This is a genomic window from Cellulosimicrobium sp. Marseille-Q8652 (assembly GCF_965112045.1).
The window spans coordinates 899,996-924,534 of the sequence record NZ_CBCOPS010000002.1 but is presented as its reverse complement, the minus strand read 5'-3'; the positions used below and the strand labels follow the sequence as shown (position 1 = coordinate 924,534).

The 24,539-nt window shown below is 74.6% G+C and carries 24 protein-coding genes, 3 tRNA genes and 1 other RNA gene; 11 read left to right on the top strand and 17 right to left on the bottom strand.

Annotation, left to right across the window (positions count from 1 at the left end; genetic code table 11):
• Nucleotides 1-96: 96 nt before the first annotated feature.
• The 3 genes from ACWPWV_RS13970 to ACWPWV_RS13960 all read right to left on the bottom strand — a co-directional run bounded on the left by ACWPWV_RS13970 (nt 97) and on the right by ACWPWV_RS13960 (nt 1,864).
• A complete protein-coding gene (locus ACWPWV_RS13970; protein WP_454043561.1) occupies nt 97-915 on the bottom strand; it encodes a hydroxymethylpyrimidine/phosphomethylpyrimidine kinase in 819 nt (272 codons plus the stop codon).
• A gap of 70 nt (nt 916-985) precedes the next feature.
• Nucleotides 986-1,403, bottom strand: an RNA gene (gene rnpB, locus ACWPWV_RS13965) — RNase P RNA component class A.
• 77 nt (nt 1,404-1,480) lie between these two features.
• Nucleotides 1,481-1,864, bottom strand: coding sequence for a tautomerase family protein (locus ACWPWV_RS13960; protein WP_454043560.1), 384 nt, complete (start codon nt 1,862-1,864; stop codon nt 1,481-1,483).
• Nucleotides 1,865-1,957: 93 nt separating this feature from the next.
• On the opposite strand from ACWPWV_RS13960, the gene ACWPWV_RS13955 reads away from it, so the two are divergent.
• Entirely contained in the window at nt 1,958-2,764 is an 807-nt protein-coding gene (locus tag ACWPWV_RS13955) for a YaaA family protein (RefSeq protein ID WP_454043559.1), read from the top strand.
• Between the two features lies 1 nt (nt 2,765).
• Here ACWPWV_RS13955 and ACWPWV_RS13950 read toward each other — a convergent pair whose 3' ends face one another.
• The 8 genes from ACWPWV_RS13950 to ACWPWV_RS13915 form a co-directional block, all read right to left on the bottom strand.
• On the bottom strand, nt 2,766-4,055 hold the full coding sequence (locus tag ACWPWV_RS13950; protein WP_454043558.1) for a bifunctional RNase H/acid phosphatase: 1,290 nt from the start codon (nt 4,053-4,055) through the stop codon (nt 2,766-2,768).
• A complete protein-coding gene (locus ACWPWV_RS13945; protein WP_454043557.1) occupies nt 4,052-4,795 on the bottom strand; it encodes a zinc ribbon domain-containing protein in 744 nt (247 codons plus the stop codon). Before ACWPWV_RS13945 ends, ACWPWV_RS13950 begins: the two co-directional genes overlap by 4 nt.
• A 106-nt stretch (nt 4,796-4,901) precedes the next feature.
• Nucleotides 4,902-5,840, bottom strand: coding sequence for a Nif3-like dinuclear metal center hexameric protein (locus ACWPWV_RS13940; protein ID WP_454043556.1), 939 nt, complete (start codon nt 5,838-5,840; stop codon nt 4,902-4,904).
• 71 nt (nt 5,841-5,911) lie between these two features.
• On the bottom strand, nt 5,912-7,690 hold the full coding sequence (locus ACWPWV_RS13935) for a bifunctional 3'-5' exonuclease/DNA polymerase (protein WP_454043555.1): 1,779 nt from the start codon (nt 7,688-7,690) through the stop codon (nt 5,912-5,914).
• A 56-nt stretch (nt 7,691-7,746) separates the two neighbouring features.
• Nucleotides 7,747-9,012, bottom strand: coding sequence for a YihY/virulence factor BrkB family protein (locus tag ACWPWV_RS13930; protein ID WP_454043554.1), 1,266 nt, complete (start codon nt 9,010-9,012; stop codon nt 7,747-7,749).
• A 90-nt stretch (nt 9,013-9,102) separates the two neighbouring features.
• Nucleotides 9,103-9,179, bottom strand: a tRNA-Val gene (locus tag ACWPWV_RS13925).
• A 65-nt stretch (nt 9,180-9,244) separates the two neighbouring features.
• A complete protein-coding gene (locus ACWPWV_RS13920; protein ID WP_454043553.1) occupies nt 9,245-9,742 on the bottom strand; it encodes a peroxiredoxin in 498 nt (165 codons plus the stop codon).
• On the bottom strand, nt 9,732-10,145 hold the full coding sequence (locus tag ACWPWV_RS13915) for a DUF3052 domain-containing protein (protein ID WP_251151542.1): 414 nt from the start codon (nt 10,143-10,145) through the stop codon (nt 9,732-9,734). The genes ACWPWV_RS13920 and ACWPWV_RS13915 overlap by 11 nt, the downstream gene beginning before the upstream one ends.
• Nucleotides 10,146-10,554: 409 nt before the next feature.
• On the opposite strand from ACWPWV_RS13915, the gene aceE reads away from it, so the two are divergent.
• The gene (gene aceE / locus ACWPWV_RS13910; protein WP_454043552.1) at nt 10,555-13,302 is read left to right on the top strand and encodes a pyruvate dehydrogenase (acetyl-transferring), homodimeric type; all 2,748 of its coding nucleotides are present in this window, start codon (nt 10,555-10,557) and stop codon (nt 13,300-13,302) included.
• A gap of 90 nt (nt 13,303-13,392) precedes the next feature.
• Here the strand turns inward: aceE and ACWPWV_RS13905 are convergent, their stop codons facing one another.
• On the bottom strand, nt 13,393-14,079 hold the full coding sequence (locus tag ACWPWV_RS13905) for a hypothetical protein (RefSeq protein WP_454043551.1): 687 nt from the start codon (nt 14,077-14,079) through the stop codon (nt 13,393-13,395).
• Nucleotides 14,080-14,277: 198 nt separating this feature from the next.
• Between ACWPWV_RS13905 and ACWPWV_RS13900 the strand changes: the two genes are divergently transcribed.
• The 5 genes from ACWPWV_RS13900 to ACWPWV_RS13880 all read left to right on the top strand — a co-directional run bounded on the left by ACWPWV_RS13900 (nt 14,278) and on the right by ACWPWV_RS13880 (nt 19,203).
• Entirely contained in the window at nt 14,278-15,402 is a 1,125-nt protein-coding gene (locus ACWPWV_RS13900; protein WP_454044547.1) for a PucR family transcriptional regulator, read from the top strand.
• A 100-nt stretch (nt 15,403-15,502) separates the two neighbouring features.
• On the top strand, nt 15,503-16,477 hold the full coding sequence (locus ACWPWV_RS13895; protein WP_454043550.1) for an ACP S-malonyltransferase: 975 nt from the start codon (nt 15,503-15,505) through the stop codon (nt 16,475-16,477).
• Nucleotides 16,474-17,481, top strand: a complete 1,008-nt coding sequence (locus tag ACWPWV_RS13890; protein ID WP_454043549.1) for a beta-ketoacyl-ACP synthase III — start codon at nt 16,474-16,476, stop codon at nt 17,479-17,481. The genes ACWPWV_RS13895 and ACWPWV_RS13890 overlap by 4 nt, the downstream gene beginning before the upstream one ends.
• A gap of 131 nt (nt 17,482-17,612) precedes the next feature.
• A complete protein-coding gene (locus ACWPWV_RS13885) occupies nt 17,613-17,864 on the top strand; it encodes an acyl carrier protein (RefSeq protein WP_454043548.1) in 252 nt (83 codons plus the stop codon).
• A gap of 94 nt (nt 17,865-17,958) precedes the next feature.
• The gene (locus tag ACWPWV_RS13880; protein ID WP_454043547.1) at nt 17,959-19,203 is read left to right on the top strand and encodes a beta-ketoacyl-[acyl-carrier-protein] synthase family protein; all 1,245 of its coding nucleotides are present in this window, start codon (nt 17,959-17,961) and stop codon (nt 19,201-19,203) included.
• A gap of 92 nt (nt 19,204-19,295) precedes the next feature.
• On the opposite strand, the gene ACWPWV_RS13875 is transcribed toward ACWPWV_RS13880, so the two are convergent.
• From ACWPWV_RS13875 to ACWPWV_RS13865, 3 genes are all read right to left on the bottom strand, one after another.
• Nucleotides 19,296-19,796: a DUF3145 domain-containing protein gene (locus tag ACWPWV_RS13875; RefSeq protein ID WP_454043546.1), complete on the bottom strand. Its 501-nt coding sequence runs from the start codon at nt 19,794-19,796 to the stop codon at nt 19,296-19,298.
• A 182-nt stretch (nt 19,797-19,978) separates the two neighbouring features.
• The gene (gene def / locus ACWPWV_RS13870) at nt 19,979-20,464 is read right to left on the bottom strand and encodes a peptide deformylase (protein WP_435736277.1); all 486 of its coding nucleotides are present in this window, start codon (nt 20,462-20,464) and stop codon (nt 19,979-19,981) included.
• Between the two features lie 83 nt (nt 20,465-20,547).
• Entirely contained in the window at nt 20,548-21,354 is an 807-nt protein-coding gene (locus ACWPWV_RS13865; protein WP_454043545.1) for a DUF1206 domain-containing protein, read from the bottom strand.
• Nucleotides 21,355-21,495: 141 nt separating this feature from the next.
• Between ACWPWV_RS13865 and ACWPWV_RS13860 the strand changes: the two genes are divergently transcribed.
• On the top strand, nt 21,496-22,629 hold the full coding sequence (locus ACWPWV_RS13860; protein ID WP_454043544.1) for an acyltransferase family protein: 1,134 nt from the start codon (nt 21,496-21,498) through the stop codon (nt 22,627-22,629).
• Here the strand turns inward: ACWPWV_RS13860 and ACWPWV_RS13855 are convergent.
• On the bottom strand, nt 22,593-22,958 hold the full coding sequence (locus tag ACWPWV_RS13855; RefSeq protein WP_454043543.1) for a DUF488 domain-containing protein: 366 nt from the start codon (nt 22,956-22,958) through the stop codon (nt 22,593-22,595). The genes ACWPWV_RS13860 and ACWPWV_RS13855 overlap by 37 nt on opposite strands.
• Before the next feature lie 172 nt (nt 22,959-23,130).
• Here ACWPWV_RS13855 and ACWPWV_RS13850 point away from each other — a divergent pair, with 172 nt between their 5' ends.
• On the top strand, nt 23,131-23,652 hold the full coding sequence (locus ACWPWV_RS13850; protein ID WP_454043542.1) for an acyltransferase: 522 nt from the start codon (nt 23,131-23,133) through the stop codon (nt 23,650-23,652).
• 37 nt (nt 23,653-23,689) lie between these two features.
• On the opposite strand, the gene ACWPWV_RS13845 is transcribed toward ACWPWV_RS13850, so the two are convergent.
• A tRNA-Ile gene (locus ACWPWV_RS13845) sits at nt 23,690-23,763 on the bottom strand.
• A gap of 95 nt (nt 23,764-23,858) precedes the next feature.
• On the opposite strand from ACWPWV_RS13845, the gene ACWPWV_RS13840 reads away from it, so the two are divergent.
• Nucleotides 23,859-24,374, top strand: a complete 516-nt coding sequence (locus ACWPWV_RS13840) for a hypothetical protein (RefSeq protein ID WP_454043541.1) — start codon at nt 23,859-23,861, stop codon at nt 24,372-24,374.
• Between the two features lie 45 nt (nt 24,375-24,419).
• Nucleotides 24,420-24,492 (top strand) — tRNA-Asn (locus tag ACWPWV_RS13835).
• The last annotated feature ends 47 nt before the right edge of the window (nt 24,493-24,539 follow it).

Genomic DNA, 24,539 nt, shown 5'->3' with positions numbered 1-24,539 from the left:
CCGGGGGTCAGTTCCGGTGGGGAGAGGTCGTTCACGGGGACGAGGGTATTCCTTGACCGGCGCCCGACGCGCACGCGTCCGGTGGGTGATCCCCGATCAGGGGCGGTACGCGCCCTGCCAGACCGTGTCGAACGGCGTCGCCGCCGGGACGCGCGCGGCGATGCCCTGCGTGACGACCTCCTTGGCGACCTGCACGGCCGACCGGACGTCCGCGCCCTTCGCGAGCTCGGCCGTGATCGCGGCGGCGAACGTGCAGCCCGCGCCCGAGACGCGCTCCTCGCCGACCTTCGGCCGCGAGAGCACGAGGACCCCGTCGCCGTCCACGAGGACGTCCACGGCGTCGGGGCCCGCGAGCTCGACGCCGCCCTTCGCGACGACGACGTCCGGACCGAGGTCGCGGATGCGCCGCGCGGCGTCGACGAGCTCGTCGACGGTCTCGATGGAGTCCACGCCCGCGAGCGTGCGGGTCTCGAACAGGTTGGGCGTCACGACGGTCGCGAGCGGCAGCACCTGCTCGCGCAGCGCCGTGTCGGTGTCGAGCGCGGCGCCCGGCTCCTGGCCCTTGCAGATGAGGACGGGGTCGAGCACGACGTGCTCCCACGACCGCGAGCGCAGCGACGCCGCCACGACGTCGATCGTCGCGGGCGTGCCGAGCATCCCGACCTTCACGACCGACGGCGCGTGCGTGGCCACGGCGGCCTCGAACTGGTCCGCGACGACCTGCGCGTCCACCGGGACGAACCGGTGGCCCCAGTCGTTCCTCGGGTCGAACGACACGATGCACGTGAGCGTCCCGACGCCGTACGCGCCGAGCTGCTGGAACGTCTTCAGGTCGGCCTGGATGCCGGCGCCGCCGGTCGCCTCGGAGCCGGCGATCACGTAGGCGACGGGGGGATGCTGGGGCTGCTGGCTCATCGGGGGCTCCTCGGCGTCGTGCGGCACGGTGGCGGGTCGCTCCGTGCCGTCGTGCGAGGGCGCGGAGGTGCGGACGAGCCGGTCTGTACGCCGGGTTCTGTTCCCGCGCGCGGTTGCCCCCGCGCGGGCGACGGTCATCCATCTACGACGCACGTTGCCGTACGCCTCCAGCGGTCTACCCGACTGTGCTTCTCAACAGAGAATCGGGCGGGCCGCCCTCAGACACAGTCTGTCTGACCTTGCTCCAGGTGGGGTTTACCGAGCCGGACCGGTCACCCGGCCCGCTGGTGGTCTCTTACACCACCGTTTCACCCTTACCGCGCGTGCCGAGGCCGGAGCCTCGACCAGCACGGCGGTCTGTTCTCTGTGGCACTGTCCCGCGGGTCACCCCGGGTGGGCGTTACCCACCACCTTGCCCTTCGGAGCCCGGACGTTCCTCGGCGGGGAGGTCTGGCGACCTGCCCCGACGCGACCGTCCGACCGACTCGTCCGCACCGGCAAGGATACTGCCCCGGGGCGCGTCGCCGCGCCGGGCGTCGTCGGCCGCGGTCAGGCGTCGGCCCGGTCAGACGTCGACGGGGTACGTCAGCGCGAGCTCGTCGCCGCTCACGCCGCGGATCCCCCAGCTCTCGCGCGGGGCCTCGAGGATCACGAGCTCGACGTCGTCCGCGCCGATCCCGAGGGCGGGCGCGACGTCGTCGTACAGGGCGGCGACCAGGGCGCGCTTCGCCTCGCGCGTGCGCCCCGTGAAGCACACGACCTCGACGACCAGGTACGCGGCGGAGCGCGGGGCGACGAGGTCGTCGTCGTCGAGGAGCAGGAAGCGGTGGAACCTCTTGTCCTCGGGAAGGTGCCACGCGCGCACGAGCGCGCCGTGCAGCGCGTCGGACACCTCCGCGCGCCGCTCGCCCCACACGCTGCGCCGTCCGTAGATCTTCACCTGGGCCACCGCGGCAGCGTAGCGCCCGGGCCCGACGGCGTGACGCACCCCACCCGCCCGGTCGGACCGCCCGCGCGGGCACGCCCCGGACGCGACCGTAGAGTGACCGGGTGCTCGTGCTCCTCCTCCCCCGTCCGAGGGCAAGACGCCCGCGCCGGACGGCCCCCGCCCCTCGACCTCGGCACCCTCACCTCGCCCGTCCTCACCCCGCAGCGCGAGCGCGCGCTCGACGCGCTCGTCGCCGCGAGCGCCCGGGAGGACGCCGTCGAGGCGCTCGGGGTCAGCCCGGGTCTCGCGGCCGAGGTGCACCGCAACACCGGGCTGCGGGCGGCGCCGGCGGCCCCCGCGGCGCACGTCTACACGGGCGTGCTCTACGGCGCGGCCGACCTGGGCGGCGCGCTCGCCGGCGGCGGGGAGACCGGCCGCCGGGCCGCCGAGGACGTCCGCATCGTCTCCGGGCTGTGGGGCGTCCTGTCCCCCGCCGACCGGGTCCCCGCGTACCGCCTGTCCATGGGCGTCGCGCTCCCGGGGCTCGGGCGCCTCGCGACGGCCTGGCGCCCGCACCTCGGTGCGGCGCTGGACGACCGCGCGGCGGGCGACGTGGTCGTCGACTGCCGGTCGGCGACGTATGCCGCCGCGTGGCGCCCCCGCACGACCGGTGACGACGCCGCGCAGTGGGTCGCCGTGCGCGTGCTGCGTGAGGCGGACGGCAGGCGCTCGGTGGTGTCCCACAACGCCAAGCACACGCGGGGCGTGGTCACGGCCCACCTCCTGCGACGTGCGGGCGCCGTGGCGTCGGCGGACGAGCTGGCGAAGGCCGCCGACGAGCTCGTCGGCACCGCGCTCCTCGACGCGAGCCTCCACGACGAGGGACGAGGACGGTTCACGCTCGAGCTCGTCGTCGCCTGAGTCAGAGGTCGCTCGGGACGCCCTGCGCGACGAGCTCGCTCGTCCCGTCGGCCCACAGCCGCAGGATGCTCACCGACGCGGGCGGCACGCGGAACCTGGACCACTGGTCGGGGGGCGCCTGGACCGCGACGCCGATCGCGGCGCGCACCTGCACCGCGTGGCCCACGACCACGACCGTGCGCCCCGACGCGGGCGCGTCCTCCAGCTGCGCGGCCACGAGGTCCCGGAGCCCCGCGCGCACGCGCGCCCCGACGTCGGCGACGGACTCGCCGCCGGGCGCTGCGACGGTTCCGGTGGAGTACCAGTCGCGGCGCAGCCCGGGCCACCGCTCGTCGATCCGGTCGGCCGTGAGACCCTCCCAGTCCCCGAAGTCCACCTCGGCGAAACGCGCGTCGGTCGTCACGGGCAGCCCGAGGCGCCGGCTCACCGCGCGCGCCGTCTCCTGGGTGCGCACCATCGGGGACGCGACGAGGACGGACGGGCGCGGCACGTCCGTCCACGCCGAGCGGCCGACGCGGAACACGAGGTCGGCGGCGCGCGCCGCCTGCGTGCGACCGTGCGGCGTGAGCGACGGACCGGGGACCGACGAGCCGCTGAACGCGCCCGCGACCGTGTACGGCGTCTCTCCGTGCCGGACGAGGACGACCGTCAGCGCCGGGGCGTCGTCGAAGCGGATCGTCGCCCCGGAGGGCCGCGCGAGCGGACCGGCGGTACCGGCGGGCTCCGCGCGCCCCTCCCCGGGCGCCTGCTCGAGCGGCGCCTCGTCGTGCCCGGCAGCCACGCCGCCGTCGTCCGGCGGGTCGTCCGTGCCGTGGTCGCGGGCGATCGTCCCGCCGGTGTCCATCGCCTCGTTCGCGAGCCGGTCCGCGTCGGCGTTCTGCGCGCGCGGGATCCACTCGTACGTCACCTGGCCCCTCGGCAGGACGGTCGCGGCCTCCGCCGCAAGACGACGCATGTCGGCGTGCTTGATCTGCCAGCGCCCCGACATCTGCTCGACGACGAGGCGCGAGTCCATCCGGACCGTCACCCGGGCGTCGGGGTCGATCGCGGCGGCCGCCCGCAGCCCGGCGACGAGGCCGGAGTACTCGGCGACGTTGTTGGTCGTCGTGCCGAGGAACGCGGCACGCTCGGCGAGGACGCGGCCGCTCGCGCCGTCGCGCACGAGGGCGCCGAACCCGGCCGGCCCGGGGTTCCCCCGGGAGCCGCCGTCGGCCTCGACGACGAGGTGGCGCGGACCCGAGGAGCGTCCCGGGCCCGTCGGGGCGTCGTCGGGGCGTGCGTCCGCGCTCACGCGCCCGTGGCCTCCGGACGCACGACGATGTGTCCGTAGTCCTCGAGCCGGACGACCTGGTCGGGGCTCGCGGACGTCACGGCGGCGAGCTCGGCCGGGCTGAGGTCGACGTTGAGGCCCTCCAGCCGGCGGCCGCGCATCGCGACGACCCCGCGTCCGCCGTTCTGGTCGCGCACGCGCTCGTAGAGGGCGAGGAGGGTGGCGTCGATCCCGTCGGCGGCCGCACGGCGGCGCTCCGCGACCTGCGCGGCCTCGTCGTCGAGCTCGGCGAAGCGGGCGTCGCGCGCGGCGACGACCTCGGCGCGCGCGGCCTCCAGCTCGGCGTTGGCGGACTCCAGCCGACCGAGCGCCTCCTCGTGCGCCTCGAGGCGCTCCATGACGTCGAGCTCGACCTCCTCGAGCACGCCCTGCCGGCGCGCGAGCGACTCGAGCTCCCCGACGAGCGCCTGCGCGTCCTTCGCACCGACCTGGCCCGAGTCGAGACGCGCCTGGTCGCGTGCCGCGCGCGTGCGCACCTGCTCGACGTCGCCCTCCGCCTTCTTCAGCTCGCGGCGCAGGTCGGACGCCGCCGTGCGGGACTCGACGAGCGACGTCGCGAGGTCCTGCACCTGCGCGTCGAGCTCGGCGATGCGCGCGATCTCGGGCAGGTTCTTGCGCTGGTGGGCGAGCTGCTGGAGACGGGTGTCGAGCTCCTGGACGTCGAGGAGCCGGAGCTGGTCTGCGGGCGGGGCGGTGGCCACGTGGTGCTTCCTTTCGTGGGACCGGTCGGGTCGTGGGACCGGTCGGGTCGGGCAGGTGCGGGTCGCTGCGGGTGGGTCGCGCCGGACGGCGGCGCGGCCGCCGGGCTCAGCCCGTCGCCGTCGTCCCCGGCGCGGACGGGAGCCGTGCCGTCCAGGGATCCGTGACGGTCGTGCTGACCCGCGTCTCCACCTGCTCGCCGCGCGCGGCGAGCGCTCGCGCGAGGTCCTCGGCAGCGTAGCGGAGCCACGGCCACTCGGACGCGAAGTGCGGGACGTCGACGAGGAACGGCGTCGCCGACGGCCCGCCCTCGAGCCGCGCCCGCTCGCGCAGCTCGGACACCGGGTGGTGACGCAGGTCGGACGTGAGGTAGACGTCGGCCCCGCTCGCGCGCACCGCGTCGAACAGGGAGTCGCCGGACCCGCCCACGACCGCGACGGACCCGACCGTCGCGTCGAGGTCGCCCGCGACCCGCACCCCCTGCACGGTCGCGGGCAGGACCTCGGCGACGCGCTCGGCGAACGCACGCAGCGTCGTGGGCGCGGCGAGGCGGCCGACCCGTCCCGTACCGGTGGTCACCGTCCCGTGCGGGGCCGTCGCGACACCGCGCGCGGCGGGGTGCGGGACGAGCGGCACGCGGTGGAGCAGGTCGAGCGCGTCGGCGAGCGCGTCCGCGACGCCGCGCTCGGCGGCGTCGGCGTTGGTGTGCGCGACGTACAGGCCGCACCCGCCTCGGATGAGGCGGTGCACGAGCGAGCCCTTGAACGTCGTCGCGGCCACGGAGTGCACGGGGCGCAGGAACAGGGGGTGGTGCGTGACGAGGAGGTCGGCGCCCCAGGACAGCGCCTCGTCGGCGATCTCCTCGACCGGGTCGACGGCCAGCAGCACCTTGCGGACCGGCGCCTGCGGGTCTCCGGCGACCAGGCCGACGGCGTCCCAGTCCTCCGCCGTGGCCGGCGGGTACAGCTCGTCGAGCGTGCGCACGACCTGGCCGAGCGTCGGGGCCGCGGCCCCTGTGTCGGGCCCGGCGGTGGGGTCGAGGGTCATGGCGGCAGGCTATCCCGCCCGGCACCTCCGGACGCGGGCGTCACGTCGCCCGCGCAGGCGTGACGCGGGCGTCACTTCGCCTGCGCGTAGTGCTCGACGGCGGCGACCGTCAGCGGGAAGTCGACCGGGAAGTCGCCGAACAGCAGGCGCCCCGCCTCGACCGCGGCCTCGCGGACCTCGTGCTCCACCGCCTCGACCAGCTCCGCGGGCGCGTGCACGACGACCTCGTCGTGCAGGAAGAACACGAGGTGCGCCCGGCCCTCGAACGGGGCGCGGACCCGACCCGGGACGGCGTCGCTCACGGGGAGCTCCCAGAGCCGGCGCCGGATCGACGCGAGCCAGCACAGCGCCCACTCCGCCGCCGTGCCCTGGACCACGAAGTTGCGCGTGAAGCGACCCCAGGCCCGCGTCTGCGACCGGGCGCGCGACTGGGCGTCCGCGCCGCCTCCCGGACCGCCCGGCGCCCCGGCCGCCGCGTCGTCGGCGGCGTACGCCCCGGACTGCGCCTCCTGCCACGCGGCGCCCGGCTCCGGCGAGCTGCGCCCGAGCCGCGTGGTCACGACCTCGCCCCGCTCCCCGGCACGGGCCGCGCGCTCGACGAGGTCGATCGCGTCGGGGAACGCCTTCGCGAGCCGCGGCAGGACGAGGGCGCTGTCCCCCGTCGTCCCGCCGTACATGGCGCCGAGCATGCCGACCTTCGCGTGCTCCCGGCTCGCGACCGCCCCCGACGCGACGATCCCTGCGTAGAGGTCGACGCCCCGGCCGGCGTCCGCCATGCGCTCGTCGTGCGCGAGCCCCGCCAGGACGCGCGGCTCCAGCTGGGCGGCGTCGGCGACGACGAGCCGCCAGCCCGGGTCCGCGACGACCGCCCGGCGCACCTGCCGCGGCAGCTGGAGCGCTCCACCGCCGCTCGACGACCACCGGCCCGTGACGACGCCCCCGACGACGTACTCGGTGCGGAACCGGCCGTCGCGCACCCACGTGTCGAGCCACGCCCACCCGTTGGCCGTGAGCAGGCGCTGCAGCGTCTTGTACTCCAGCAGCGGCTCGATCACGGGGTGCTCGATCGTCTCCAGCTCACCCTTGCGCAGCGAGCGCGCGCCGACGCCCGCGTACTGCAGCGCCTTGAGCAGGTCCGGGTGGGAGTCGGGGTTGAGCGTCGACGGGGCGTCGAGCGCGTCGCGGATCGTGCGGGCGAGATCCTCCATGCGCGCCGGGCGCTCGCCGGCGCGCGGTCGCGGGCCCAGGACTCCCGCCAGGATCTCGTCGTGGACGTCCGCGCGCCACGGCAGGCCGGCGTGGTGCATCTCCGCGGCGACGAGCGCCCCGGCCGACTCGCCCGCGAGCAGCAGCCGCAGGCGACCCGCGGCGTCCGCGCCCTGCGCCGCCGCGACCGCCTCGAGCTGGTCGGCGAGCTCGGGCAGCGGGTCCAGGCCCGACGGCGCCGCGAGCGCACCGGGCGCGTCCGCGCCGAGGTCGAAGAGCGACTCGGGGCGGAGCGGGAGCGTCGGGTCGGGGCCGGCCGGCGCGGCGGTCAGGGCGTCCCAGGGCCCGGGATCCTCCCGGGCGTACGGCGTGCCCGCGGTGAGCGCGGACCCGCGCAGGATCGTGCGCGCGAGCCGCAGGTCGTGCGACCGCTCGACCCGGGCGCCCGCGGCGAGCAGCGCGGGGTACCAGCGGTTCGTGTCGTCCCACGTCCAGCGGGCGGCGGGACCGGTGTGCGCGAGCTCGTCGGCGACGTCGGCGAGCCGTCCGCGCTCGACCTCGCGCGTCGTCACCGGGCCGTCGCCCTCGGGCACGGTGGTGAGCACCGCGCGGTCGGCCGGGGCGCGGGACAGGACGAGGTGCACGGCGAGAGTCTGCCGGTCGCCACCCACGCGGGGACGCCCGGTACCGCGGCGTCGTCTCAGGACCGCCCCGCGCCGTCGTCCGTCGCACCGGTGCGCTCGAGCTCGAGCTCCGCGGCGAGCACCCCGCCGGCGAGCACCGCGATGCTCGTGAGCCACAGCCACAGCACGCCCGCGAGGACGAGCCCCAGCATCTGACCGGCCACGCGCACCAGCGTCGCGGAACCGTCCTCGACGCCCGGCGTGGACGGGACCGCGAGGGCCAGGTAGAGGCCGAACCCCGACGAGACGAGCAGCACGCCGAGCGTCCCCACGACGGCACCGGGCAGACAGCGGGTCCACGTCGTGTCGACGTTCGGCGCGTACCGGTACAGCAGCGTGAGGTAGCCCGCGCACACCGCGACGACGACGGGCCAGCGCAGCACGTCCCAGGAGACGCGGAACGCCTCGCCGAGCCCGAAGCGGTCGGCGAGCGTCGCGCCGTCGCCCAGGAGCGGCCCGACGACGACCATCCCCAGCACGACGACGAGGGTCGCGACCGCGCCCAGCGCCAGCGACAGCCCGAGGACGTACTGCGCGACGACGCCGCGACGGCGCTCGACGCGGTACGCGTCGTCGAGGGCCCGGACCGCGGCCCGGAACACGCGGCTCGCGAGCCAGAGCGCGACGAGGAACGCGCCGAGCGCGAACCCGGTGCGCTCCTCGTCGAGGAGGCCGTCGACCAGCGGTGCGAGGACGTCGCTCGCGACCTGCTCCGCGAAGACCGTCGTGAGCCCGTCGACGATCGACGACCGGATCTCGTCGACCTGCTCGTCCCCGAGCAGCGGGCGCAGGAAGCCGAGGCTCGCACCGAGCGCCGTCGTCAGCGGGACGAGCGAGATCAGGCCGTAGTAGGACATCTCCGCGGCGAGGCCGGTGACGCGGACGTCCCCCGACCGGAAGGCTGCCCGGAGCGCGACCTCGGCGACGGGGACGCCGCGGACCCGGCCCCGCGTCCGCGCGGCCCGTGCGAGCAGGCGGTCGCGCAGGTCCGGGGTGTCGCGCGACCGCTCGACGCGGCGGGCCACGAGGGGGCGGACCACCCGGACAGAGATCAGCGCCCCCAGCGCGACGGCCGCCGGGCACAGCAGGAGGGCGCCGCCGGCCGCGACGGCCGCACGCTCCCCGGGCTCGGCGACGACCGCGGTCGCCACGCCGAGCGCCACGCACCCCCCGAGGACGGCGAGGATCGTCGAGCTCGCGGTGCTGGTCGAGTCCCGCACGACGGGCACGCGGCGCGAGACCACCGCGACGAGGAGCCCGACGAGGGTCACGGCGACGAGCACGAGGACACCTCCCGGGACCGGGGGGTCGTGCGACGCGCCGGCGGACGACGTCGGGGCGGTCGGTGGTGGGGTGGACGTCGCACGACGTCGTGGTGGGCCCGGAGGGACTCGAACCCCCGACATCCACGGTGTAAGCGTGGCGCTCTGACCAGCTGAGCTACAGGCCCCGAACGAGCGGTGCACAGCCTACCGGTTCGCCTGCGCCCCGCGGTCCCGCGCGGCCCGTCCGGCGTCAGAGCTGTTCGAGCGCGCGCCGGTAGCCGTCGAGGTCGCGGCGCTGCCCGCGCGGGTTGACGACGGACCAGCGCACGATGCCGTCGGCGTCGACGAGGAACGACCCGCGCAGGGCGAGCCCGTTCTCCTCGTCGAGCACGCCGTAGGCACGGGCGACGTCGCCGTGGGGCCAGAAGTCCGCGAGGAGGTCGAACTCGAAGCCCTCCTGCTCGGCCCACGCCTTCTGGGCGAACACCGAGTCGCACGAGATGCCGAGGAGCGTCACGCCCGCGGCCTCGAACTCGTCGAGGTGGTCGCGCAGCTCGCACAGCTCGCCCGTGCAGATCCCCGAGAACGCGAAGGGGTAGAAGACGAGCAGCACCGGTCCCCCGCGCAGGTCGGCGAGGTGGACGGGCGTGCCGTGCGTGTCGGGGAGCGTGAAGTCCGGTGCCGGGTCGCCCGGTCCGGGTCGCGCGACGCCCGCGAGAGCCGACGGCGTCGTGGGCTCAGCGACCACGACCCCGCGTCCCGAGCCGCGTCGCGGACCAGTCCTGCGCGATCGAGAACGTGCTCGTCGCGTGCAGGCCCGCGGTCGTGGCGGCTTCCTGGATGTCGTTGTGCCCCACGTGCCCCGGCCGGCCCGGCTTGAGCGTGAGGATCCAGATCAGGCCCCCGTCGTCGAGGACGGTCTGGACGTCCACGAGCATGTCCGTGAGGTCCCCGTCGCCCTCGCGCCACCACACGATCACGCCGTCGGTGACGTCGTCGTAGTCCTCGTCGACCAGCTCTCCGCCGACGAGCTCCTCGAGGTCGGCGCGCAGGTCGTCGTCGACGTCCTCCGACCACCCGAACTCCTGGACCACGTTCCCGGGCGCGAACCCCAGGCGGTCGATACCGCCGGATCCTGCGGTGTCCGTCACAGTCGTGCCGTTCCTTTCCTCGTCCGTCTCTGTCCTCACCGGCCTCGACCGACCCGCACCCGCGGGTCCGGACGGCCGGTGGCGGACCACCGTGTGCCGTGTCTGGCAAAGGTAGCCCACCGTACGGTGCCCTGCTTGGCAAGGCAGGCCCCGTGGACACGGCCCGTCGGCACGTCCTCCGCGAGCATCCCGCCTCGCGCGCGTGTCATGGAGATCACGCCTCCTTGACCACTCGTTGGTGTGACTTCAGGGCCGGATGAGAACACAATGGGGAGACCACCCTGGTCTCGTGAAGAGGCGCGGTCGCCACCAGCGGCCGCGGCCGCGTGCCCGGTGTGGCTCCGAGACGGACGACCGGGCGTGTACCGCGCGACCGGCGTCCGGCATCCGACGAGATATGAGGTTGCTGGTGGCTTCGTACGACGAGACCGGACCGCTGATCAATGGTCTGCTCAGCCAGGTACCGGACATCGACCCCGCCGAGACCGGCGAGTGGGTCGAGTCCCTCGACGGCCTGATCGACGACCGCGGGGGCCCGCGCGCCCGCTACGTCCTGCTGAACCTGCTCAAGAGGGCCAGGGAGCGCAACGTCGCCATCCCGTCCTCCTTCGCCACGCCCTACGTGAACACGATCGGCGTGCACGAGGAGCCCTACTTCCCCGGCGACGAGGCGCTCGAGCGCCGCTACCGGTCCTGGATCCGCTGGAACGCCGCCGTCATGGTGACGCGCGCCCAGCGCCCCGGTATCGGGGTCGGCGGGCACATCTCCTCCTACGCGTCCGTCGCGACGCTGTACGAGGTGGGGCTCAACCACTTCTTCCGCGGCAAGGACCACCCGGGCGGCGGGGACCAGGTCTACTTCCAGGGCCACGCCTCGCCCGGCGTCTACGCGCGGGCGTTCCTCGAGGGCCGGCTGTCCGCCGACCAGCTCGACGGGTTCCGCCAGGAGAAGTCGCACGCGGGCGGCGGCCTGCCGTCGTACCCGCACCCGCGCCTCATGCCCGACTTCTGGGAGTACCCGACGGTCTCCATGGGCCTCGGCCCGGCGAGCGCCATCTACCAGGCGTGGACGGACCGGTACCTGCACAACCGCGGGATCAAGGACACGAGCCAGCAGGACGTGTGGGCGTTCCTCGGTGACGGCGAGATGGACGAGCCCGAGTCGCGCGGCATGCTCCAGCTCGCGGCGCAGCAGCAGCTGGACAACCTCACGTTCGTCGTCAACTGCAACCTGCAGCGCCTCGACGGCCCGGTGCGCGGCAACGGCAAGATCATCCAGGAGCTCGAGGCGCAGTTCCGCGGCGCGGGCTGGAACGTCATCAAGGTCATCTGGGGCCGCGAGTGGGACGTCCTGCTCAACGCGGACAAGGACCGCGCGCTGGTCAACCTCATGAACGCCACGCCCGACGGCGACTACCAGACGTACCGGGCGGAGAACGGCGCGTTCATCCGCGAGCACTTCTTCGGGCGCGACCCGCGCACCAAGCAGCTCGTCCAGAACATGACCGACGACGACATCTGGAACCTCAAGCGCGGCGGGCACGACTACCGCAAGCTCTACGCGGCGTACTCGGCGGCGCGCGCCCACACGGGCCAGCCGACGGTCATCCTCGCGCACACGGTGAAGGGCTACGGCCTCGGGTCGACCTTCGCGGGCCGCAACTCGACGCACCAGATGAAGAAGGTCAACCTCGCCGACCTCAAGACGCTGCGCGACTCGCTGCGGATCCCGATCACCGACGAGGAGCTCGAGGCCAACCCCTACGAGCCCCCGTACTTCCACCCGGGCCCCGACGCCCCGGAGATCCAGTACCTGCTGGACCGCCGCCGCCAGCTCGGCGGGTTCGTGCCGGAGCGCCGCTCGAAGCCGACGCCGGTCACCCTCCCGGGCGAGAAGACCTACGAGATCCTCAAGAAGGGCTCGGGCCAGCAGGAGATCGCCTCCACGATGGCCTTCGTGCGCCTCCTCAAGGACCTCATCAAGGACAAGGAGCTCGGCAGGCGCATCGTGCCGATCATCCCGGACGAGGCGCGCACGTTCGGCCTGGACTCGATCTTCCCGTCGGCGAAGATCTTCAACACCCAGGGCCAGCACTACCTCGCCGTGGACCGTGAGCTCATGCTGAGCTACAAGGAGTCCGAGGCCGGGCAGATCATGCACACCGGCATCAACGAGGCCGGCTCCGCCGCCGCGTTCCAGGCCGTGGGCACGTCCTACGCCACGCAGGGCGAGATCATGGTGCCGGTCTACATCTTCTACTCGATGTTCGGCTTCCAGCGCACGGGCGACCAGTTCTGGGCGGCGGGCGACCAGCTCACGCGCGGCTTCATCGTCGGCGCCACGGCGGGCCGCACGACGCTCACGGGCGAGGGCCTGCAGCACGCCGACGGGCACTCGCCGCTCCTCGCGGGCACGAACACCGCCATGGTCCAGTACGACCCGGTGTACGGCTACGAGATCCGCCACATCGTCCGCGACGGCATCGAGCGCATGTTCGGCGACGGCTCCGACGGCCGGGACCAGAACGTCATGTACTACCTCACGGTGTACAACGAGCCGATGGTCCAGCCGGCCGAGCCGGAGGACGTCGACGTCGAGGGCATCCTGCGCGGCATCCACCGCGTCTCGGTGTCCGAGGCGGAGGGCCCGAAGGCCCAGCTCCTCGCGTCCGGCGTGGGCGTGCCGTGGGCGCTCGAGGCGCAGCAGCTCCTCAAGGAGGACTGGGGCGTGTCGGCGGACGTGTGGAGCGTGACGAGCTGGAACGAGCTCCGTCGCGACGGCCTCGCCGCCGACCAGGCCGCGTTCCTCGACCCGGCGGCCGAGCCCCGCACGCCGTACGTCACCGCGAAGCTCGCGGGGGCCGAGGGCCCGTTCGTCGCGACGAGCGACTACGACCACCTCGTGCCGGACCAGATCCGCAAGTGGGTCCCCGGCGACTACGAGGTGCTCGGCGCGGACGGTTTCGGCTTCTCGGACACCCGGGCCGCCGCTCGCCGCCACTTCAAGATCGACGGTCCGTCCGTCGTCGTGCGCACGCTGCAGGCCCTCGCCAAGCAGGGCAAGGTGCCCGCCGACGCGTCGGCGAAGGCGATCGAGAAGTACCGCCTCATGGACGTCACCGCCGGGACGTCCGGCAACGTGGGCGGCGACTCCTGACGGTCGGCGCCCGCTGACCGCTGCACGACGACGGCCGGTCACCTCCCGCGGGAGGTGGCCGGCCGTCGTCGTGGTGCGGACCGCCGGGTGCTACGTGCCCGCGCGGTGCTGCTCGGCCTGCGCGACGGCGCGCTCGAGCTCCGCGCGCACGGACGCGACGGCGCGCGGGTCGCCGTACGTCGTGAGGGACTCGAGGTGGTGGCGCGCCTCGACGGCGCGGTCGGCCTCGATGGCGGCCAGGACGAGCTGCCTCCCCACCTCGGGGACGTGCTCGCGCGCGCGCCAGTGCCCGACGCCGAGCCCGAGCGCCTCGCCCGGGAGCCCGGCGTCGCGCAGGACCTCCATCGACTGGGCGAGGGCGCGGCCCGTGTGCTCGCGCTCGGCGGCGGTGGCGAAGCGGCGCAGCGCGGCCTCCGGGTCGTCGTCGAGCGAGAGCCGGCCGAGCTCGATGAGGGGGAACCACCCCTTGGGGTGTCCCGCGAGCTCCTCCGCCAGCGCCCACACCGCCAGGTCCGCGGCACGCTGCTTCTCGGACTCGTCGGCCGGCGCGGCGAGCGGGTCGTCGACGTGCGTCCCCTCGGCGGCGCGCCGCCGCACCAGCTCGGCGAGCGCGTGGAACGCCCGCTCGTCGTTGGGGTCGTCCACCAGCATCGCGCGCAGGGCGTCCTCGTGGACCGTGTCGCCGCGCTTCTCCCCGGAACGGGGACGGCGCGCGCCGACGGTCGACGCGGACGTCGGGCGTCGCATGAGCTGACGCAATCGGGGCATGAGAGCCATGTCCCGACCCTAGCGGCTCCCCCGGACGCTCACCCGACCACCCCGTGCGGAGGCGCCCGACCGGCCCGAGGCTCCGACGGTTTGTGGACTGTCCACAACACCGGCCCGTATGCTCGGCGCGTGACGGCCACCTCTCCGACAGCCGCCGGGCGCTCGCGCGCGACCGGCGCCGCCGGCAACGCGGACAACCTCCAGGGGCTGCGGGACGGGAGCGGGCTGCTCATGGCCGCCGCGCTCCGGCGGCTCGACGAGGAGGTGCCCTGGTACGGCGAGCTGCCGGCGGAGGACCGCTCGTACGTCGGCCTGGTCGCGCAGTCGGGCATCACCGCCTTCGTCACCTGGTACGCCGACCCCCTCGCCCCCCCGCACGGCGTGAGCGAGATCTTCGCCGCGGCGCCGCCCGAGCTCACGCGCTCGATCTCGCTCCAGAACACCCTCCAGCTCGTGCGCATCGTCGTCGAGGTGGTCGAGGCGCACTCGGACCAGCTCGCGGCCCCCGGCGGGGAGCGCGACCTGCGCGAGGCCGTGCTGCGCTACTCGCGCGAGGTCGCCTTCTCGGCCGCGGAGGTCTACGCACGGGCGGCCGAGGTGCGCGGCGCGTGGGACGCCCGCCTCGAGGCGCTCGTCGTCGACGCCCTCGTGCGCGGCGACGGCGACGACTCCCTGCGCTCCCGGGTGTCCGCGCTGGGCTGGGGAGGCCGCGGCTCGACGCTGGTCATCGCCGGGACGACGACGGCGACGCTCGACGAGGTGCGCACCGCCGAGCTGCGGCGCGCGACGCGCCGCGCCGCGGGGGACGCGCTGGTCGGCATCCACGGGGACCGCCTCGTCCTGGTCTTGGGCGGGGAGGGCGACCTGCAGGCCGCCGCGGCCTCGCTCCTGCCCCGGTTCGGCCCCGGTCCCGTGGTCATCGGCCCCACGGTCGCCGGCCTCGAGGAGGCCGGCCGCTCGGCGCAGGCCGCGCTCGCCGGCCTGCGGGCCGCTCCCGCGTGGCCGCAGGCCCCGCGCCCGGTGCTCGCGGACGACCTCCTGCCCGAGCGCGTGCTGACGGGCGACACGACCGCCCGGCGCACGCTCGTCACCCAGGCCTACCGGCCGCTCGCCGAGGCGACGGGCTCCGTGCTCGAGACGCTCAGCGCCTACCTCGGGACGGGGCGGTCGCTCGAGGCCGCCGCGCGCACGCTGTACGTGCACCCCAACACCGTGCGGTACCGCCTGCGCAAGGTCTCGGAGATCACGGGGTGGGACCCGCTCGACGCCCGGGAGTCGTTCGTGCTCCAGGTCGCGCTCGCCCTGGGTCAGCTCGCCGCGGTCCCGCGCTGACGCGCTCGCGCCGTTCTTGGAGGTTCCGCACAAACGCCCTGCGCAAGGTTGGTGCGGGTCGTGACGTGGTGCACCGCAGGCGCGTTGGCACAGTTGACAGGTGCTCGCCGTCTTGTGCCCTGGACAGGGCTCCCAGTCCCCCGGAATGCTCGCGCCCTGGCTCGAGCTGGCCGGCGTCGCCGACCGCCTCGCCGCGTTCGGCGCGGCCGCCGACACCGACCTCGTCGCACACGGCACGACGTCGGACGCGGAGACGATCCGGGACACCGCCGTCGCGCAGCCGCTGATCGTCGCCTCGTCGCTCGTCGCGCTCCGCGAGGTCCTCGACGGTCGTGACGCCACCGACGTCGTGGACGTCACCGCCGGCCACTCCGTCGGCGAGCTCGCCGCGGCGGCCGTCGCGGGTGTGGTCGACGACGCGGGTGCCGTCGGGCTCGTCTCGCACCGCGCACGGTTCATGGCGCAGGCCGCCGCCGCGAACCCCAGCGGGATGAGCGCCGTCGTCGGCGGCGACCCGGAGGAGGTCCTCGCGGCGATCGAGTCGGCGGGCCTGTGGCCGGCGAACGTCAACGGCGGCGGCCAGGTCGTGGCGGCGGGCGCCCTCGAGCACCTCCTCACGCTCGCCGAGAAGCCGCCCGCCAAGGCGCGCGTCATCCCCCTCCAGGTCGCCGGGGCGTTCCACACGCCGTTCATGCAGTCGGCCCTGGAGGCCTTCGAGCCCGTGGCCGCCTCCTGGGACGTCCGCGACCCGCGCCTGCCGTTCCTCTCGAACGCGGACGGCGAGCCCTACGGCCGCATCGACCTCGAGGGCAGCGACCACGGCAAGGCGCGCGACGTCGTGCGCCGCCTCACCGCGCAGATCGCCGCGCCGGTGCGCTGGGACCTGTGCCAGGAGACGCTCGCCGAGATGGGCGTCACCGGGATCCTCGAGCTCGCCCCGGGCGGCGTGCTCACCGGGCTCGCCCGCCGCACCCTGCCCGGCGTCGAGACCGTCGCGGTGAAGTCGCCCGCCGACGTCGACAAGGCGCGCGACCTCGTCGCGCGGCACTCCGTCGCCGCGGGAGCCGGGGCGTGACGAGCCCGACGCTGCGGCAGGCCACCGGGCCCGCGCACTCCCGGATCCTCGCGATCGGCGCCGCACGCGGCGAGGACGTCGTCACCAACGACGACCTCGCCGGCCCCATCGACTCGTCCGACGAGTGGATCCGCCAGCGGACGGGCATCGTCACGCGCCGCCGGGCGGGAGCCGAGGTCGACGTCGTCGACCTCGCCGAGGCCGCGGCGCGGCGCGCGCTCGACGCCGCGGGCCTGAGCGGCGAGGACGTCGACGCCGTGATCGTCGCGACCATCACCTGGTTCCACCAGACGCCGTCCGCCGCCGCCGTGCTGGCCCACCGGCTGGGCGCGACGCCCGCCGCGGCCTTCGACGTGTCGGCGGCGTGCGCCGGGTACGCCTACGGGATCGCCCAGGCCGACGCCCTGGTCCGGTCCGGCCTCGCCCGGCACGTCCTGGTCGTCGGCGCCGAGAAGCTCAGCGACTTCGTGGACCCCACGGACCGGACCATCTCGTTCCTGCTGGGCGACGGCGCGGGCGCCGCGGTCGTCGGGCCCTCGGACGTGCCGGGCATCGGCCCGACGGTGTGGGGCTCCGACGGCAGCCGCGCGACCGCCATCCGGCAGACGCACGCGTGGACCGACCTGCGCTCGGACCCCGGGGCCGGCTTCGCGACGATGCGCCAGGACGGGCAGACGGTCTTCAAGTGGGCGGGCTTCCAGATGGCGCCCGTCGCCGCCAAGGCGATGGCCGAGGCGGGCGTCGGTCCTCACGACATCCGCGCGTTCGTCCCGCACCAGGCGAACCTGCGGATCACCGACCAGCTCGTCAAGCAGCTCGGCCTGCCCGACACCGTGGCGGTCGCACGGGACATCGTCGAGACCGGCAACACGTCGGCCGCGTCGATCCCGCTCGCGACCGAGCGGCTCCTCGCCGAGGGCCAGGTCCGCTCCGGCGACCTCGCCCTCCAGATCGGCTTCGGGGCCGGGCTCGTCTACGCGGCGCAGGTGGTCGTCCTCCCGTAGGGAAGAATCACCCGTGGGCGGTCCGTCGTCGACCGACGGGCCACGCCGCAGCCAAGTACCGCACCACCGCTCGGGCCCGCCCGAGCGCCGCCACCGGGACCGGACCTCCGGTCCCACGACAAGGAGAAACCATGGCTTACACCGAGCAGGAAGTCCTCGCCGGCCTCGCGGAGATCGTCGCCGAGGAGACGGGTCTGCCGACGGACGCCGTCGCGCTCGAGAAGTCCTTCACCGACGACCTCGACATCGACTCCCTCTCGATGATGACGATCGTCACGCACGCCGAGGACAAGTTCGGGGTCCGCATCCCCGACGAGGAGGTCAAGAACCTCGCCACGGTCGGCGACGCCGTCTCGTACATCACGGGCGCCCAGGCCGCCTGAGCACCCGGCCTGCCCGGCAGGCCGTGCGGACGGGCCGGCGCCATCTCGCCGGCCCGTCCGCCCACCGTCGACCGAACACCCTCGAGGAGCTCCCATGTCTGCCGTCCGTGAAGTCGTCGTCACCGGCCTCGGCGCCACCACGCCGCTCGGCGGGGACGTGCCCACGACCTGGGCGGCCGCGCTCGCCGGCGAGTCCGGGGCGCGCACCCTCGACAACGACTGGTCCGAGCGCTACGAGATCCCCGTGACCTTCGCCGCGACGATCAAGGTCAAGCCCGAGGAGGTGCTCGCGCGTCCCGAGATGAAGCGCATGGACCCCTCGACGCAGTACGCGATCATCGCGACGCGCGAGGCGTGGGCGGACGCGGGCAGCCCCGACGTCGACGGCGACCGGCTCGGCACCGTCGTGTCGTCCGGCATCGGCGGCATCTGGACCACGCTCGACGGCTGGGACACGCTGCGCGAGCGCGGCACCCGCCGGATGCTGCCCATGACCGTGCCGATGCTCATGCCGAACTCCCCCACCGCGTACGTCTCGCTCGAGCTCGGTGCCCGCGCCGGTGCCCACGCGCTCGTCTCGGCGTGCGCGTCCGGCGCCGAGGCCATCGGCTACGGGGTCGACATGATCCGCGCGGGCCGCGCGGACGTGGTCGTCGCGGGCGGGACCGAGGCCACGATCCACCCCATGCCGATCGCGGCCTTCGCCGCGTCGCGCACGCTCTCCCTGCGCAACGACGACCCGCAGGGCGCCTCGCGCCCCTACGACGTCGACCGCGACGGGTTCGTCATCGGCGAGGGCGCGGGCGTCGTCGTGCTCGAGAGCGCGGAGCACGCCGCGGCGCGCGGCGCCCGCGTGTACGCGCGTCTGTCCGGCGTCGGCCTGTCCTCCGACGCCTACCACATCACGTCGCCCGACCCGGAGGGCCGCGGCCAGGTCGCCGCCATGCGCCGGGCGCTCGAGGAGGCCGGCGTCACGGGCCGCGACGTCGTGCACGTCAACGCGCACGCGACGTCCACCAAGGTCGGCGACCTAACCGAGACCCGTTCGATCCGCACGCTGCTCGGCGGGGACGCCGACCACGTCCAGCTCTCCGCGACGAAGTCGATGACCGGTCACCTCCTCGGAGGCGCCGGCGCGCTCGAGTCGATCTTCACGATCAAGGCCGTGGCGGAGCGCCTCGCGCCCCCGACGATCAACGTCGCGAACCCCGACCCGGAGCTCCAGGTCCCGCTCGTGCGCGACACGCCGTCGCCGCTGCCCGCGGGCGACGTCGTGGCGCTCAACAACTCGTTCGGCTTCGGCGGCCACAACGTCGCCCTCGCGGTGTCGAGCGTCTGACGGAGCCCCTGCGCACGCGAGGCCGCCTCCCCTGCGGGAGGCGGCCTCGCGTCGTCGTGCTCCTCCGTGCCGGGCGGCTCCGGCGGACCGGGTCAGCCCACGCGGTGCAGCCAGCGCACGGGAGCGCCCGCCCCGGCGTAGCGGAACGGCTCGAGCTCGTCGTCCCACGCCTTGCCGAGCGCGAGGTGCAGCGCCTCGCGCATGGCCCAGGGGTCGTTCGCCTGCTCGAGCGCGGCGCGCACGCGGTCCTCGGGCACGACGATGTTGCCGTGCACGTCTGTCGCGGCGTAGAAGATCCCGAGGTCGGGCGTGTGCGACCAGCGCCCGCCGTCGACGCCGTGGCTCGGCTCCTCGGTCACCTCGTACCGCAGGTGTGACCAGCCGCGCAGCGCGGACGCGAGCTTCGCACCCGTGCCCTGCGCGCCCTGCCACGAGTACTCGCCGCGGTACAGCCCGCGCGCCGCGGGCTGCTCGGTCCAGTCCAGGGAGACGCGCACGCCGAGGACGTTCCCGGCGGCCCACTCCATGTGCGGGCACAGAGCACGGGGTGCTGAGTGCACGTAAAGAACACCGCGGGTGATGGCACCGGCCATGTCTGCCTCCCTAGGTCGAGGTTTCGTCTTCCCCAACGTCCTCACCAGGGTGGTTCCACGGCACGTCGCACAGACCGTCACGGCGTGTCTCGTGCCTATCTTGCACGAGGACCCGTGGATGCGCGAGAGATCCGCAGGGCGAGCCCGCTGCCCGTGCCGACGGCCGGCGGCGCGTCGAGCCGTCAGAGCTGGGCGCGCAGCTCCCGCATCGCCTTCTTGCGGACCGAACGGTCGAGACGGTCGAGGTAGAGCATCCCGTCGAGGTGGTCGCACTCGTGCTGCAGGCAGCGGGCCATGAGCTCCGTGCCCTCGACGACGACCTCGTTGCCGTCGAGGTCCGTGCCGACGACGCGCGCGTACCAGGCGCGCCGCGTCGGGAACCACAGCTCCGGGACGGAGAGGCAGCCCTCGTCACCGTCCTGGAAGTCGTCGGAGAGCTCGACGATCCGGGGGTTGAGGACGTAGCCGATCTCGTCGTCGATGTTCCACGAGAACGCGCGGAGGCTGACCCCGATCTGGTTCGCGGCGAGACCCGCTCGGCCCTCGTGGTCCACCGTCTCGACGAGGTCGGCGACCAGGGACCGCACGCGGTCGTCGATCGTGGTGATCTCGTCGCAGGGCGTCCGGAGCACAGGGTCGGGGATGGTGCGGATCTCTCTCATCGCCATGCCCGCATTCTTCCACGACGGCACCGACGCCCGAGGTCCCGGGCGGGCCGCACCCGCGGGTCCGGGCCCGCCCGGGACGCACGTCACATGCGTGCGTACCGTGCGCGGGCGAACGAGTACAGGCCGTAGGCGGCGAACCCGAGCCCGATGGCCACCAGGAGCACGGCGCCGAAGGGCTGCGCCGCCACCGTCGCGAACGCGGCGTCGAGCCCGCCGGCCTGCTCCGGGTCGTTCTGCACCGCGGCCACGACGAAGAGCGCACCGAGGACGCCCAGGGCGATGCCCTTCGCGATGTAGCCGACGCGGCCGAGCTGCACGACGGCGCGCCCGACCTGGCCGCTCGTGCCGCCCCGCAGGTCCTCGAGGAACTTCTTCTTCCAGCCCTTGACGACGTGGTAGACGCCCGTCGCGACGATCCCGACGCCGACGGCGCCGACCAGCAGCGCGCCACCCGGGCTCTGCATGAGGCGAGCGGTGAAGCTCTCCTCCTGGCCCGAGCCGCTCGACGAGCCCGACACGACCTGCACGGCCAGCACGCCGAGCGCCACGTAGACGACCGCCTTGCCCGCGGCCTTCAGACGGTCGGAGGTCTCGAGCGCGCCGCTGAGGGCGACCGTCACCTGCCACAGGCCGAGCGCCGCGAACGCGACCACGGCGAACCACAGGAGCGCCGTGCCGCCGGGCGTCTCGGCGACGGCGGCGAGCGCCCCCGTCTGGCTCGCCTCCTCGCTCGACGCCCCACCGGTCGCGACCTGCACGGCCAGCACCCCGATCACGAGGTGGAGCACGCCGCTCATCGCGTACCCCGCGCGTGCCAGCAGCTCCAGCGTCTTGCTCCCCTGCGCGCTGCGAGCCGCCGACTTCCCTGCTGAGCTCATGCTCGGTGCCACGTGTTCTCCTTCACCTCAGGACGCCGCCCCTCGCGTCGCCGGGATCTCCGGCCCCGACACTGTGGCAGCAGTCGAGGTTCCGCGCATTTCGGACGTCGGCCCCCCGGGCGTGGCACATCACGGTTTGGTAACGTGCGGCGGATGTCCACGCCGTCCCCTCGTCTCGTCGCGCTCGACGGGCTCCGGTTCGCCGCCGCAGCGGCCGTCCTGGCGTACCACTTCGTCGCCGTCAACCACCATGCCTGGGGCGGGCGCACGAGCGCTGTGATGCCCGGCGTCCAGCAGGTCGCGGCGTTCGGCTCGTTCGGGGTGCAGCTGTTCTTCGTGATCAGCGGCTTCGTCATCCTCATGACCGCCTGGGGACGCGACGTCCGCGGCTTCGTCGCGTCCCGTGCGGGCCGCCTCTTCCCCGCCTACTGGGCCGCCGTCCTCGTGACGCTCGTGCTGCTCGTGCTCGTGGCCCCGGGTCGGCGCGACGTCGACCTGCCGCAGGCCGTGGTGAACCTCACGATGGTGCAGCGGGCGTTCGGCATCCAGGACGTGGAGGCCGTCTACTGGACCCTCTGGTCCGAGCTGCGGTTCTACGTCCTGGTCGGCGCACTCCTCGCGGTCGGCCTGACGCGCGGTCGGCTGATCGCGTTCGTCACGCTCTGGCCGGTCGCGGGCGCGATCGCGACGCAGACCGGGTCCGACCTCCTGGCGACCGTCCTGGTCGCGGCCGACGCCCCGCTGTTCGCCGGTGGCATGGTCCTCTTCCTGCTCACGCGCGAGCCGCGCTCACCGGTGCTCTGGCTCGCGCTCGGGCTCGACGTCGCGCTCGCGGCCGCGCACTCGGGCCGCATCCAGGCGGTGCGGATCGAGAACAGCACCGACCTCGCCCTCGGTCCGGCGACGTACTGGACCGCGATCGTCCTGTGCTTCGTCGTGGTCGCCGCCGCGACCCTGACGCCGCTCGCGCGGCTCTCCTGGAGGTGGCCCACCACGCTGGGCGCCCTGACGTACCCGCTCTACCTCGTCCACTCCTCGTGGGGTCGGTGGGTCATCGAGACGGCGCACCCCGCCCTGCCCGGCTGGGCCACCCTCGCGCTGGCCACCGCGACGTGCCTGCTCCTGGCACTGGTCATCCACCGGCTCGTCGAACGACCGCTCGGGCCGCGGCTGAGAAGGGCGCTCGACCGGGACCTCCGGCGCGAGAGCGGGCCGCGGGAGGCACGCCCGGAGGCTCCCTCACCGGCCGCTCAGGTCGAGGCGGCGGGCGTCCAGGCCTCCAGGTAGTCGCGCAGGACGACCGCCTGGTTGTGCTCCCTGTCCTTCGCGCCGTACAGGAGCGTGACCACGGGACGGGACGCGAGCACGTCTCGGAGGTCGGCGACCGCCGGGTTGGCGTCGAGCTCCGCGCGGTAGCGCCGCGCGAACTCCTCGAACCGCGGCTCCTCGTGGTGGAACCAGCGGCGCAGCCCGTCCGACGGCGCGACCTCCTTGAGCCACAGGTCCGCCCGCGCGCGCTCCCTGCTGAGCCCTCGGGGCCACAGCCGGTCCACGAGGACGCGGAACCCGTCGCGGTCGGTGGGCTCGTCGTAGACCCGTCGCGTGAGGACGACCATCCACCCATGACAGAGCAGGCGTCGCGCCCGCGCCACCCGAGGGGCGGCGCCACCCGACACGCCGCGCCGCTCCCGTTGCCGCTCCCGCTGCCGCACGGGTGCGCCCGTGCACCGTGGGTGAAGTCCTCGTCCCCGCGACGACACGGGTGGTCGCGGTGGGGAGACTGGCGCCATGGCACGTTCCCGCAGACGCGAGTCCCTGGTCGCCCTCGCGAACCTGCCGCTGCTCGGCCAGCCGGCCAGGCGACGCCTGCTGCAGCTCGCCGGGATCGTCTTCGAGGGCACGTGCGACGTCGCCACGGGGCTGCTCGTGAGCCGTGACGGACCGCTCGTCATCGGGGACGGCGCCTCTCTCAACCACGGCGTCTACGTCGACACCGCGGCGCCGGTCCGCATCGGAGCGCGGGTCGGGGTCGCCGACCACGTGCGCATCGTCACCGCGACCCACGAGACCGGCCCTTCGGCCGAACGCGCCGGGACGTGGGTGGCAGCCCCGGTGACGATCGGGGACGGCTGCTGGATCGGCTCGGGCGCCACGATCCTCCCGGGCGTCACCGTCGCGCCCGGGTGCGTCGTCGGCGCGGGGGCCGTCGTCACCGCGGACACGCAGCCCGACGGCCTGTACGTCGGGGTCCCCGCACGGCTCGTCCGCGACCTCGGCGCCGCGGCCGGGAGCGGGACCGCTCCCCGGTGAGCGGTCCACCCGTGAGGCCGGTGCCGGCCCTCGTCGGTGCCCCGTGCAGGACTTGAACCCGCGACCGAGAGATTATGAGTCTCCTGCTCTGACCAGCTGAGCTAACGGGGCGCGCCGTGAGCATACCGCCGCGTGTCGGCGCCCGGCGGCGCGCTCGCCCCGACGCCGACCTCGGGCCGTGCGCGCACACCGGCTACCGTAGGTCCGTGCCCTGGTTCCGTCGCCACTCGCTCCCCGACCCGGTCCGGCGCGCCCTCGACGTCCCTGCGGGCGACCGGGTGCTCGCGTCCGCGGAGCTCGTGGACGGGTCGTGGGCCGTCGCGACGCGGAGCACCCTCCTCACGTGCGGGCCGTCCGGCGCGGTGACGCTGCGGCGTCCGTGGTCGGACGTCGACCGCGCGTCGTACGCCCCGGAGTCCTCGACGATCTCCGTCACGTGGGTCGACGGAGACGCCCCGGCGGAGCTCCGGCTCGCCGACCCACGACGCTCGTCGCTCGTCCAGACGCTGCGCGAGCGCGTCCAGTCGTCCGTCGTCCTGTCGGAGACCGTGACGTTCGCCGCAGGGCGCACCGCGCGGGTGGCGGTGCGGCGCGATCTCGACGGCGGCCTGTTCTCCCAGGTGGTCACGGGACCGGGGGTCGACCTCGGCGACCCGGAGGTCGCCGCACGGGTCGACGCCGCCGAGTCCCGGGTCCGGTCGGCGTCCGGACTACCCCTCTGAGCCTGCTAGAGTTTTCCCCGGTCGCCACGGTGCAGCCGTGGCCGATCCCGCGTAGCTCAGCTGGCAGAGCATCCGACTGTTAATCGGACGGTCGTAGGTTCAAGTCCTACCGCGGGAGCCTCCGGGAGGGGCGTCGACACAGGTCGGCGCCCCTTTCCTCGTCCC

Bases quoted from the DNA above. Each gene is read 5' to 3' on its own strand.
- ACWPWV_RS13880 (WP_454043547.1), top strand. From the start codon at position 17,959: ATGTCTGCCGTCCGTGAAGTCGTCGTCACCGGCCTCGGCGCCACCACG.
- ACWPWV_RS13860 (WP_454043544.1), top strand. From the start codon at position 21,496: ATGTCCACGCCGTCCCCTCGTCTCGTCGCGCTCGACGGGCTCCGGTTC.
- ACWPWV_RS13855 (WP_454043543.1), bottom strand. From the start codon at position 22,958: ATGGTCGTCCTCACGCGACGGGTCTACGACGAGCCCACCGACCGCGAC.
- ACWPWV_RS13885 (WP_454043548.1), top strand. From the start codon at position 17,613: ATGGCTTACACCGAGCAGGAAGTCCTCGCCGGCCTCGCGGAGATCGTC.
- def (WP_435736277.1), bottom strand. From the start codon at position 20,464: ATGGCGATGAGAGAGATCCGCACCATCCCCGACCCTGTGCTCCGGACG.
- ACWPWV_RS13940 (WP_454043556.1), bottom strand. From the start codon at position 5,840: ATGACCCTCGACCCCACCGCCGGGCCCGACACAGGGGCCGCGGCCCCG.
- ACWPWV_RS13850 (WP_454043542.1), top strand. From the start codon at position 23,131: ATGGCACGTTCCCGCAGACGCGAGTCCCTGGTCGCCCTCGCGAACCTG.
- ACWPWV_RS13875 (WP_454043546.1), bottom strand. From the start codon at position 19,796: ATGGCCGGTGCCATCACCCGCGGTGTTCTTTACGTGCACTCAGCACCC.
- ACWPWV_RS13905 (WP_454043551.1), bottom strand. From the start codon at position 14,079: ATGGCTCTCATGCCCCGATTGCGTCAGCTCATGCGACGCCCGACGTCC.
- ACWPWV_RS13970 (WP_454043561.1), bottom strand. From the start codon at position 915: ATGAGCCAGCAGCCCCAGCATCCCCCCGTCGCCTACGTGATCGCCGGC.